This window comes from Nocardioides stalactiti (assembly GCF_014180715.1).
In the GTDB taxonomy this organism is placed as follows: Bacteria; Actinomycetota; Actinomycetes; order Propionibacteriales; family Nocardioidaceae; genus Nocardioides; species Nocardioides stalactiti.
Genome location: NZ_JACEFC010000129.1, coordinates 1 through 11,007 on the forward strand (window position 1 = coordinate 1; position 11,007 = coordinate 11,007).

9 protein-coding genes are annotated in these 11,007 nt (G+C 71.5%); 5 read left to right on the plus strand and 4 right to left on the minus strand.

All coding sequences use genetic code 11. The features are described 5' to 3' along the window. Positions 1 to 1,086, minus strand: a 1,086-nt coding sequence (locus tag H0487_RS19345) for a cell division protein PerM (protein WP_183095867.1), incomplete at its 3' end; no start/stop codon positions are given. 1,600 nt (positions 1,087 to 2,686) lie between these two features. On the opposite strand from H0487_RS19345, the gene H0487_RS19355 reads away from it, so the two are divergent. From H0487_RS19355 to H0487_RS19370, 4 genes are all read left to right on the plus strand, one after another. Further along, positions 2,687 to 3,082, plus strand: a complete 396-nt coding sequence (locus tag H0487_RS19355; RefSeq protein ID WP_183095869.1) for a hypothetical protein — start codon at positions 2,687 to 2,689, stop codon at positions 3,080 to 3,082. A gap of 142 nt (positions 3,083 to 3,224) precedes the next feature. After that, the gene (locus H0487_RS19360; RefSeq protein WP_312856024.1) at positions 3,225 to 3,737 is read left to right on the plus strand and encodes a SigE family RNA polymerase sigma factor; all 513 of its coding nucleotides are present in this window, start codon (positions 3,225 to 3,227) and stop codon (positions 3,735 to 3,737) included. After that, the gene (locus H0487_RS19365) at positions 3,730 to 5,781 is read left to right on the plus strand and encodes a hypothetical protein (protein ID WP_183095871.1); all 2,052 of its coding nucleotides are present in this window, start codon (positions 3,730 to 3,732) and stop codon (positions 5,779 to 5,781) included. The genes H0487_RS19360 and H0487_RS19365 overlap by 8 nt, the downstream gene beginning before the upstream one ends. A 144-nt stretch (positions 5,782 to 5,925) precedes the next feature. Beyond that, positions 5,926 to 6,693, plus strand: coding sequence for a hypothetical protein (locus tag H0487_RS19370; RefSeq protein WP_183095872.1), 768 nt, complete (start codon positions 5,926 to 5,928; stop codon positions 6,691 to 6,693). On the opposite strand, the gene H0487_RS19375 is transcribed toward H0487_RS19370, so the two are convergent. Further along, positions 6,674 to 8,050, minus strand: a complete 1,377-nt coding sequence (locus H0487_RS19375) for a cytochrome P450 (protein WP_183095873.1) — start codon at positions 8,048 to 8,050, stop codon at positions 6,674 to 6,676. The genes H0487_RS19370 and H0487_RS19375 overlap by 20 nt on opposite strands. A gap of 64 nt (positions 8,051 to 8,114) precedes the next feature. Between H0487_RS19375 and H0487_RS19380 the strand changes: the two genes are divergently transcribed. Continuing rightward, positions 8,115 to 8,489 carry a VOC family protein gene (locus tag H0487_RS19380; protein WP_183095874.1) on the plus strand — a complete coding sequence of 125 codons (375 nt, stop codon included), beginning with the start codon at positions 8,115 to 8,117 and terminating at the stop codon, positions 8,487 to 8,489. A gap of 68 nt (positions 8,490 to 8,557) precedes the next feature. Here the strand turns inward: H0487_RS19380 and sucD are convergent, their stop codons facing one another. Beyond that, on the minus strand, positions 8,558 to 9,439 hold the full coding sequence (gene sucD / locus H0487_RS19385; protein ID WP_183095875.1) for a succinate--CoA ligase subunit alpha: 882 nt from the start codon (positions 9,437 to 9,439) through the stop codon (positions 8,558 to 8,560). Between the two features lie 17 nt (positions 9,440 to 9,456). Beyond that, positions 9,457 to 10,623, minus strand: a complete 1,167-nt coding sequence (sucC, locus tag H0487_RS19390) for an ADP-forming succinate--CoA ligase subunit beta (RefSeq protein WP_183095876.1) — start codon at positions 10,621 to 10,623, stop codon at positions 9,457 to 9,459. Between the last annotated feature and the right edge of the window lie 384 nt (positions 10,624 to 11,007).

Sequence of the window (11,007 nt, forward strand, 5' to 3'; positions counted from 1 at the left end):
GGCGAGACCGCCGCCGCAGCCTCGGATCGCCGCCTGGTCCCACGAGTCGGCGGGCCGGGTGCGCAGCGACCAGGCGGCGGCGACCAGCGCGACGAGGACCGGCGTCGCCATCAGCCAGCCGGTCCAGCCGGGGGTCGGCCCGGCGTCGGGCAGGGCCGCGAGGAGCGGGAACAGCGGGAGCGGCCCGAGGGTGACGGCGGCCGGTGACACGAGGGTGCCCGTGCCGACGGTGAAGCCCGGTCCGAGCAGGTAGGCGCTGCAGAAGAGCATCGCGTTGGGCAGCACCGCCAGGGTCAGCAGCGCGATCATCAAGGTGTCGGCGGTGTCGGCGTCGAGCTGGGAGACGATGTTGGCCGCGGTCGAGAAGTCGGTGACCAGCGCGAGGACCAGCGCGACGAGGGCGAGCAGCAGCCAGGTGCGCAGGATGGTGCGGACCAGCGCCGCGCCGTCGCGGAGCGCGAGCGGGACGGCAGGCACCCAGATCGCCGCCCGGCCGGAGCCGCGCGCGAGCGCCGGAAGGCCGAGGACGAGGGTGAGCACGACCGACCAGAGCACGACCCGCGAGGTCCCCGGTGCGGTCTCGACGGTCGCGGCCAGGGTGGCGGTGAGCACGGCGACGACGACGTAGCCGACGGCGAACAGTCCACCGGCGATCGGCACGGTCCAGTCGCGCTCTCCGTCGGCGATCCGGTCGGCGTCGGGGCCGTGCCCCGAGATCGACTCCCCGACCCGGTGACCGACGCGCCACGTCGACCAGGCGCACAGCAGGGTGAGCCCGAGGGGTACGGCGGTGATCCGGATTCCCTCGACCGCCACCCCGGAGCCGTGGGCGGCCAGCCACGAGAGCGCGCCGATCCGCAGCGCGCCGCTCGGGGTGCCGTGGCCACCGGCGTCGGTGAGGAACCAGCCGACGACGGCCAGCGCCAGGCAGACGAGCAGCGGGCCCGCGGCCGCCAACGCACCGCCGAGGGTGGCGGTCGCGACCAGCGGGCGACGGGTCACGAGGGCGCGACGGACCTCAGCCTCCGCGCGACCGGGCTCGCGCGCGGCCGTCCGGGAGGCGGGCGGCGAGTGCAGCGACGTCATGACCACCTCATCATCACGTCCACGAACGCTCCCCCCGTGGTGCCACGCCGGGCTCCGCGTCGTACCTTGGTCCGGTCATGGACGACACCGCCCTGCCGCCGGATCCCACGGCCGAGTTCGACGCGTTCTACAAGGCCGCGCGGGACCGGCTGCTGCTCCAGACGTATGCGCTGACCGGGGACCTCGGCGCGGCACGGAGTGCCGTCCGCGACGCGTTCGTCGTCGCCTGGCACCACTGGCGCAAGGTCTCCCGGCTCGAGGATCCGGAGGCGTCCGTGCGCCCGCACGCCTGGCGGCATGCCGTACGACGAGCCTCGGCGCGCCCGTGGCACAAGGAGAAGGGACTGGACGACGCCACCCGGGCCACCCTGGACGCACTGTCCGCCCTGACGACGACCCAGCGCCGGGCGCTGCTGCTGACCCAGCTCGCCGCCGTGTCGATGGACGAGATGGCGCGGGAGATCGGGGTGGCGACCGACGTCGCCGAGCGCGAGCTCCAGCTCGCCGCCGCGCAGTTCTCGATGAGTCGCGAGATCCCGGCCGCCTCGATCCCGATGGAGTTCGCCGCGCTCGGCGCTGCGACCAGGGACGTCACCTGGCCGCGCGTGACGATCATCCGCCGGGCCGGGGCCGCCCGGCGCCGTCTGCACACCGTGCTGGGCGCCGGCGCCGTCGTCACCGCGCTCGTCGTCAGCGGGGCCGTGGTCACCGATGCCAGCGGGTCGCACCCCACGCTCGACCGCGAGCCGTCCCGCGGTCCCGACGCCGCACCGGTCGCGCCCGGTCCCGAGATCGTGCTGCCCGACACCAGCCTGCTGCCGCTCCCGACCGTCCGCGACACCCTCGCCGGCCAGTGGCAGCCGGGTCCGACCCATGACAACTCGACCGGCAACGGTGTCGTGCTCCCCTGTCAGCCGGCGGACGCCGGCGCGCGCTACCTCGACCCGCGCGGCAGTGCCGCCCTGGTCCGGGTCTTCCGGGTCGGGGAGGGCAAGGAGTCCACACGGCGGTTGACCCAGGTCGTCGAGGCTTCCCGCACCCCGGCGCGGGCGGAGAAGGCCTACCTGCGACTGCGGGACTGGATCGCCGACTGCCAGACGGCCGGGTTCCGTCTGATCGGCACGCTCTCGACGCCGGGGATCGCCGACGACTCGGCGCTGTTCGTCCTCTACGACCAGCACCCCGAGCCGGCCACCTACGTGGTCGGCGTCGCGCGCAGCGGGCTGTTCACGACCGCGGTCGCGCTCAAGACCGACGTCGCGCCCGAGACGGCCAACCGCCCGGGCTCCGCACGTCTCCTCGGCGCGGCCGTCGGCCGGCTCTGCAAGCTCCCCGACGGCGGCCGCTGCGCCCCGGACCCCACGAACTTCGACGTGGCCGTGCCCTACCCGGCGGGCGAGGTGCCGGCGATGCTGGCCACGACCGACCTGCCGTTCGTCNGGCCACGACCGACCTGCCGTTCGTCGGCGACCCCGCCAAGCCGTGGATGGGGACCCCGCCGCAGGAGGTCACCAGCGCCCGCACCGACATCGACGTGCTCGGCTGCGCCCACCCCGCCCTGGCCGACGCGTACGACGGCGAGAAGTTCCGGACCGACCTGGTGCGGACCTTCGTCAAGGTCGACGGCGACCTGCCCGCGGAGTTCGGCCTGACCCAGGTCGTCGCCGCGCTGCCGAGGAAGACCGCCGCCGGCCTGCTCGAGGCCTACCGCAACGCGATCAACGGCTGCCCCGACCGCGAGGCGGGCGCCGGCACCGAGGTCCGGGTCCTCCGCGCCCAGGACGACGGCGACGAGTCCTTCACGGCCTGGCACCTGTCGACCCGGCTCCCCGGCGAGCGCATCGTGGAGTACTCGGTCGCTCTGCTCCGCAGCGGCACCGCGGTCTCCCAGCTGGTCTTCGTCTCCGCCCCGGGAGCCCGGATGAGCGACGCCCAGTTCGTGACGCTCACCGAGCGCGCGATGTCCCGCCTGCCCCAGCTGCCGGACTACGACTAGCGCCGACGAGGCTCCGGGCGTTCGGACGCCGCGGGAAGAATCGCCGGACCGGATGCAACCTCCCGCGAGGCTGAGGCGTACCACCATCGTCATCACACCTCCGGGCCACTGCCCGGTTCTCGGGCAGGAAAGGGGGACGGCCGTGGAGGCACAGGAGTTCGACGAGCTCTATGCCGCGTCGTTCCGTCGGATCACCGGTCAGGTCTACGCCATGATCGGCAACCTGGACGAAGCCACCGAGTGCGTGCAGGAGGCCTTCGCACGAGCCTGGGCCCACCGGCGCAAGCTGGACAAGGCGGAGTACCCCGAGGCGTGGGTGCGGACGACGGCCTACCGGCTCGCCGTGAGCCGCTGGCGTCGTACCAAGCTCGCCAAGCGGCCTGTCGACCGTGCCGTCGGCGCCCCGACCGTGGTGCCCGGCATCGACGAGTCGCACGTCGCCCTCGTCGCCGCGCTCCGCCAGCTCCCCGAGGCCCAGCGCCAGGCGCTGGTGCTCCACCACATCGCCGACCTGCCGATCCACCAGATCGCCGCCGAGATCGGCGTCCCCGAAGGAACCATCAAGGCGCGGCTGAGTCGCGGGCGCACCGCGCTCGCCGCGCTGCTCACCGACGAGACCCCCGGCGGTCTGGCTGGAGGTATGAGCCATGTCTGACCCGATCGAGAAGCTCACCCGTCTCGGCGACGCGATGGAGGGCGCACCCATGCCACTTGCCGCTTCCGAGATCCGCGCCCGAGGCGACCGGATCCGCCGCCGCCGGCACGCCGTCATCGCCGGCGTCAGCGCCGCCGTCGTGACGGCCGTCGCCGTCCCGGTGATCGCGCTGGCCGTCACCGGCGACGACAAGGCCGACCCGGACCGGTTCGCCCCCTCCCCGACCGTCACCGACTCGGTGCCGGTCCCGGGCGCCCTCGAGCTCAACGAGAACAACCTGCTGAGCGAGGCCGACGCGATCTGGTACGAGCCCGGTCAGGACTGGACCGCCGGACGCACCCTCACCGACGACGGCCAGGCGCCGCCCAACCCCTGCATGCAGACCTCGTTCGCCGGCCTCGGGGCGACCACGGTCCTCCAGCGGGACTTCACCTTCACCGCGCAGACCGACCCGAGCGACCCGTGGCCCTACCTGACCGAGATCGTCGGCGAGTTCCCGAGCGCCGCCGCGGCGCAGTCGGCGTACGCGGAGATCCAGGGGTGGTACGACGACTGCCGGCCCACGGGCGCCGAGGACTTCACGTCCGGCCCGTTCCTGCCCGTCGAGATCCCCGTCGACGGTGAGGGCAGCCACGTCAACGCCTCCTACGGTCCGGTCGACGAGCGGCTCGACCCGTTCGGTGACCAGAGCTGGTACCTCGACACCGGCCTGGTCGTCACCGGCGACCGGATCGCGCTCGTGACCGCGCTCAGCCACGGCGAGGACTACAACTTCGAGGACACCCCGGCCGAGCAGATGGTGCCGGTCGCCGCGCAGCGGCTTGCGATCGGCAACGACGCACCGCCCACCATCGAGCCGACGCCCGGCGAGAACGGACCGACGACGATCCCGGCCGACTTCCCGCTCGCTTCCGGATGGCCGGAGGACGACAGCGCCGAGACCAGCTTCGACCCGCCGAGCGCGGACAACCAGGCGATGACCGCGGCCGGCGACCTCCAGGCCTGCGGCACCAGCGCCGTCGACCCGGGCGCCCTGGACCGGCTCACCACCCGGTGGAACGACCCCACGGACTTCCGGATCCGGGAGCTCAGGCTGTTCACGAGCGACCAGGAGGCTGCCGCCTACGTCGCCGACCTCCGGGCGCTCTACGAGGCGTGCCCGACGAGCGGGTCGGCCCCGACCTTCACCACGACCGTGTCCGACGGTGCGATCGGCGACGAGTCGGTCGTGGTCACCAGCGTCGGTGACGAGATCTATCGCACGGTGATCAACGTGGTCAGGATCGGCAACGCGGTGGCGGTCGACCTCACCAGCGACGAGGGTCTGGCGTCCGACGTGGACTCCCTCGCCACCGAGACGCGGGAGAACCTGGCGGACGTCGTCGGCGCGATGTACGAGCTGCAGCCGGCAGCCCCGTCGGACCCCGGTTCGGACGGGCCCGGCAGCGCCGGCGAACCGGCGACGTCGATCCCGGCCGACTTCCCCCTCGACCTGGCGCTCGGCGAGCCTCCGGTCGACAACGGGGAGACCACGGTCGACGGCCCGTCCGCGGAGGCCCAGGGTGCCCGGCCGCAGACGATGTGCGGCGGCGTGCTGGCGTTCCCGAGCTTCGGCAGCACCGACGTCGACGAGCCCGACCTCGCCTACACGGTGTCGGCGATCGAGGGCTACGAGGGCCGCACGCTCCGCGTCTATCCCTCCGCCGACGCAGCGGTCGCCCAGATGGAGCTGCTCCGCAGCCAGGTCCAGGGCTGCGACCGCGACCGCGCCGAGGGCGGCCTGTCCGACCGGCTGTGGCGGATGTTCAACTCCGACACCGGCTACGACTCGGTCACGTTCGGCTACACCTACGAGGTCGTCGACGGCGTCGGGGCGCCGGCGGGCCAGCTCTACACCGTCATGCGGGTGGGCACGGCGATCCTCGCCCTCGAGTACGGCGGCGAGTACAGCGCTGAGTTCCAGGCCGAGGCCGCCCCCGGCCAGGTCGACCTGGCCCAGCTCCTCTCCGGTGAGATGTGCATCTTCACCGAGGCCGGATGCTGAAGCCTCACGTGCAGAGAATCCCCCGAGATCTCGGGGGATTCTCTGTTTTTCGGAGCAGTTCGGGGGCCTGTTGAGGCAACCAGGAGGCGCGCCCGTGCGTATCCATCACGACCCTCCACCACGACCCTGAAAGGGGTAGTCGCGATGACGATCCGCCGCACCACCCAGCACCTGCTCGCCGCCACCGTCGCGGCTTCCGCATTCTCCCTCGCGGCCTGCGGCGGTGCCGACCCCGAGCCCGAGACCGGCGCCATCGACCCGGTCTCGCAGGAGGACGACGGCACGCCGCCGGTCCCCGACGAGCCGACCACCCCGCTCACCACCATCCCCGACGACGCCGAGGGCTCGGACGAGCCCGACGTCGAGGCCGGCGTCGTCACGCGGATCCCGGACGGCATCCCGCTCGGCCAGGACCTGTGGGACGGCCGCGGCGACGGCGGCGAGTACCACCCGACGCCGTACCACCCCGCCGCCGACGAGGAGCGCTGGCCGATCGCGCCCTGCGGCGTCGAGGTCTGGCCGCGGCCGGACACCGTCGAGGAGCTGTGGGCGTGGGCGACCGGTCCGGAGTACGCCGACCGGCGGGCGATCGTCACGCTGCCGAGCGTCGACAGCGCGGTCGCAGCCCTCGCGGACATCCGCGCGGCGCTGGAAGCCTGTCCCGAGGACGGCACCCTGGTGTGGACGCCGCACGCGATCGACACCGGCTACGACTCGGTGGTCTTCAGCCTCAGCTACGACAGCCTCGGCCTGCACACCTACCTGGTGACGCGGGTGGCCAACGCGATCCTGCTGACCGACCGCTACGGCGAGGGCCACATCAGCTATGCCGAGGAGGGCGCCCGCGCCCAGGTCGGGCTCACCCGGACGCTCGCGTCGTACCTCTGCGTGTTCAGCGAGGCCGGGTGCTGAGGGCCGACACCTCGGAGCGCACCGGGTCGATCGGGTGCAGCGTCAGCGCCGAGCCGACGCGCACCCGGTCGGTCACACCGGCCGGCGCACGGAACTCCAGGTCGCGCACCATCAGGGCGAGCGCCGCGACGGACTCGAGCATCGAGAAGTGCTGGCCGATGCACGCCCGCGGGCCGGCGCCGAACGGGATCCAGTCGTAACGGCCGCGGCCGGCGTCGTTCTCGGGCAGGAAGCGGGACGGGTCGAACCGCTCGGGGTCGGGATACAGGTCGGGCCGGCGGTGGATGTTCCACACCGACACCAGCAAGTCGGACCCGGCCGGCACCAGGCAGCCGTCGACCTCGGTGTCTTCGACGCAGAGCCGCCCGTTGAACGGCGTCGCCGGATAGAGCCGCATCGACTCCTTGAGGACCGCCGTCGTCCACGGGAGGTCCTCGTGCACCTGGGCCGCTGTCGGGACGCCGTCGCCGAAGACGGCCAGCGCCTCCTCCCGCAGCCGCTCCTGGACGTCGGGATGGCAGCCCAGCAGGTGCAGGGCGAAGGTGAGCGAGGTCGAGGTGGTCTCGTGGCCGGCCAGCAGGAAGATGAGCAGCTGGTCACGGACCTCCTCGTCGCTGAGCCGGTCCTGACCGTCCCGGGCCTCGACGAGGAGACGCGCCAGGTCGTCGCCGTCGGACTCCCCTGCCCGACGCCGGGCGATGAGCTTGTCGCAGACCTCGAAGAGGGCCTGCTGGGCCTTCGCCGTCCGCCGGTTGACCGGCAGCGGCCAGGAGAGCGGCATCCGCATCGGGAACAGCGCCCGGGTGAGCATCCCCTGGGAGGCGACCGGGAAGTGGTCGTGCACGGCCTCCTCCAGCTCGGCGGTGTCGTCTCCCAGCAGCACCCGCCCGACGATCCGCAACGTCATCCGCATCATCTGGTCGCCCAGGTCCACCGTGCTGCCGGCATCGCCTCGACCCATCTCGGCGGTGGTGGCGGCGATCGTGTCGATCATCTGGTCGAGGTAGCCGTCGACCCGGGTCCGGGTGAAGATCGGCTGGATGAACCGCTTCTGGCGCAGCCAGTCGTCGTCCTGGGCGGTGAGGATCCCGTCGCCGAGGACCATCCGCACCTCGCCGTACAGCGGGTTGTCCTTGCGGAAGGCCGCCATCGTGCGCGCGCTCAGCAGCGCCTCCGCGCCGGCCGGCGTGTGACTGAGGTAGAGGGAGTGCCGCATGCCTGGCGGACCGACCACGACCCGCACCAGGTCGTTCCCGCCTGCGTACGTCGACTCGAAGAACTCGACCTGGTTGGCCAGGAGCTCGCGCGCCGAGCCGAGCAGGAACGAACCTGGATGCGTGGGAGCCTCGCGCGCCATGCCGGCACTCTAGGGACCTTTGCCGTGGCCGGACAGTGTCGGTGACGGCTGCCAGGATCGCGCCATGATCGATCACCTCGGCATCAACTGCGCGGACCTCGAGGCGTCCAAGCGCTTCTACGACACCGTCCTCGCGACCCTCGGCTACCGCCGGCTCATGGACTTCGACGTGGCGGTCGGCTACGGCAAGGACAAGCCCGACTTCTGGCTGAGCGCCTACGAGGACATGCCGCCCAACCGCGAGGTCCACATCGCGTTCCAGGCGGCCGATCCGGCGGCGGTCGAGGCGTTCTTCGAGACCGCCCGGAGCCTCGGCGCCGAGACCCTCCACGCCCCGCGCCTCTGGCCGGAGTACCACGAGCGCTACTTCGGCGCGTTCGTGCGCGACCTCGACGGCAACAACATCGAGGCCGTCTGCCACCACGCGCCCACGGTGTGACGACCACAGAAAAGCGCGGGAGGGCCGCCACCCCCGTGGGGTGACGGCCCTCCGCGTCGAGCGGGTGCTCAGAGGCTCTGCATGATCTCCCGCATGAGGGCCGCGGTCTCGGACGGCGTCTTGCCGACCTTCACGCCGACGGCCTCCAGGGCCTCCTTCTTCGCCTGGGCGGTGCCCGAGGAGCCCGACACGATGGCGCCGGCGTGGCCCATGGTCTTGCCCTCCGGGGCGGTGAAGCCCGCGACGTAGCCGACGACCGGCTTGGTGATGTTGTCCTTGATGTAGGCGGCCGCACGCTCCTCGGCGTCGCCACCGATCTCGCCGATCATCACGATCGCCTTGGTCTCCGGGTCGTCCTCGAAGGCCTGCAGCGCGTCGATGTGCGTGGTGCCGATGATCGGGTCTCCACCGATGCCGATGGCAGTGGTGAAGCCGAAGTCACGCAGCTCGTACATCATCTGGTAGGTCAGCGTGCCGGACTTCGACACCAGACCGATCGGACCCTTGCCCGCGATGGTGTGCGGGGTGATGCCGGCCAGCGACTCCTCGGGCGAGATGATGCCCGGGCAGTTGGGACCGATCATCCGGGTGCTCTTGCCCTGCAGGTAGGACCAGACCTCGGCCGTGTCCTGGACCGGGACGCCCTCGGTGATGACGACCATCAGCGGGATCTCGGCGTCGATGGCCTCGACGCAGGCGTCCTTGGTGAACGCCGGCGGGACGAAGAGGACCGACACGTTGGCGCCGGTCTCCTTCATGGCCTCGGCGACCGAGCCGAAGACGGGCAGCTCCTGGCCGGCGATCTCAGCGGTGGTGCCGGCCTTGCGGGCGTTGACGCCACCGACGATCTTGGCGCCGGCGTCAAGCATGAGGGCGGTGTGCTTGGAACCCATGCCACCGGTCATGCCCTGGACGATGATCTTGCTGTCCTTGTTGAGGTAGATGCTCATGTTTCTTCTCGTCTCCCTCAGGCGTTCGCCAGCTCGGCGGCCTTGTCGGCCGCGCCGTCCATGGTGTCGACCTGCGTCACCAGCGGGTGGTTCATCTCGTTGAGGATCGCGCGACCCTGCTCGACGTTGTTGCCGTCGAGACGGACGACGAGCGGCTTGGTGGCCTTGTCGCCCAGGATCTCCAGAGCACCCTTGATGCCGTTGGCCACCTCGTCGCACGCGGTGATGCCACCGAACACGTTGACGAACACGCTCTTGACCTGCGGGTCGTTGAGGATCACGTCGAGGGAGTTGGCCATCACCTGGGCGTTGGCGCCGCCACCGATGTCGAGGAAGTTGGCAGGCTTGACCCCGCCGTGGTTCTCACCGGCGTACGCGACGACGTCGAGGGTCGACATGACCAGACCGGCGCCGTTGCCACAGATGCCGACAGCACCGTCGAGCTTGACGTAGTTGAGACCGAACTCCTTGGCCTTCGCCTCGAGCGGGTTGGCCTCGTCGCGGATCTCGAACGCCTCGTGGTCGGGGTGACGCACCTCGGAGGCGTTCTCGTCGAGCGAGACCTTGCCGTCGAGCGCCTCGAGCTTGTCGCCCGCGAGACGAGCCAGCGGGTTGACCTCGACGAGGGTCGCATCCTCGTCGACGAACACCTTGTAGAGCTTCTCGATCATCTCGACGGCCTGCTCGAAGACCGGCTCGGGGAAGCCGGCCTCGGTCGCGATCGCGCGCGCCTTGTCGGCGTCCACGCCCGCACCCGGGTCGATCGCGATCTTCTTGACGGCGTCCGGGTTGGTCTTCGCGACCTCCTCGATCTCGACACCACCCTCGACCGACGCGATGCAGAGGTACTGGCGGTTGGCGCGGTCGAGCAGGAAGGAGAAGTAGTACTCCTCCTCCGGCGGCGTCGCCGGCGTGATCAGGACCCGGTTGACCGGGAGGTCCTTGATCGTCAGGTTGAGGATGTTGGTGGCGTGCTCGAAAGCCTCGTCGGGCGTCTTGGCGAGCTTGACGCCGCCCGCCTTGCCGCGGCCGCCGGCCTTGACCTGCGCCTTGACGACGGTGACGCCGCCCAGCTGCTCCGCAGCGGCCTTCGCGGCCTCGGCGGTCTCGACGACGACACCGAGGGTGGTCGCCACACCGTGCTTGGCGAAGAGCTCCTTCGCCTGGTACTCCATCAGGTCCACTGATACGTCCTTGCTGATCGGGAGGGGCCTCGCTGCAGTGCGGGTCCTCGGGCACCCTAGTCCGCTCGCCCGGCTCCCGACGAGCCTGCCCATTCAGGGCGTGACCTGGGTTACATCTCTCCCGTTGTTCTCGAGACGCCCCGCAGTGACCTGACTTACGATTTCGACCTGCGCGGGCGATCGGTTAGGGTCGTCCGCATTCGTTTCGCCGCGGTCGGCCCGCTGCGGAACAAGGACCAGATCGTCGAGCGGGGACTGCGAGCGTATGGGAAACCACCGAGGGGCACGACGCGCGACGTCGACCACCCGCTCGGACCGTTCTCCCCGCTCCACGGAGCCCTACGTCGGCCGCCGTGTCGCCGGTCGCGGCGCCGGCAGCGACGC

What these genes read in the sequence shown, in the direction of transcription:
- H0487_RS19365 (WP_183095871.1), top strand. Translation starts at nt 3,730, where the DNA reads ATGTCTGACCCGATCGAGAAGCTCACCCGTCTCGGCGACGCGATGGAG.
- H0487_RS19370 (WP_183095872.1), top strand. Translation starts at nt 5,926, where the DNA reads ATGACGATCCGCCGCACCACCCAGCACCTGCTCGCCGCCACCGTCGCG.
- H0487_RS19375 (WP_183095873.1), bottom strand. Translation starts at nt 8,050, where the DNA reads ATGGCGCGCGAGGCTCCCACGCATCCAGGTTCGTTCCTGCTCGGCTCG.
- H0487_RS19380 (WP_183095874.1), top strand. Translation starts at nt 8,115, where the DNA reads ATGATCGATCACCTCGGCATCAACTGCGCGGACCTCGAGGCGTCCAAG.
- sucD (WP_183095875.1), bottom strand. Translation starts at nt 9,439, where the DNA reads ATGAGCATCTACCTCAACAAGGACAGCAAGATCATCGTCCAGGGCATG.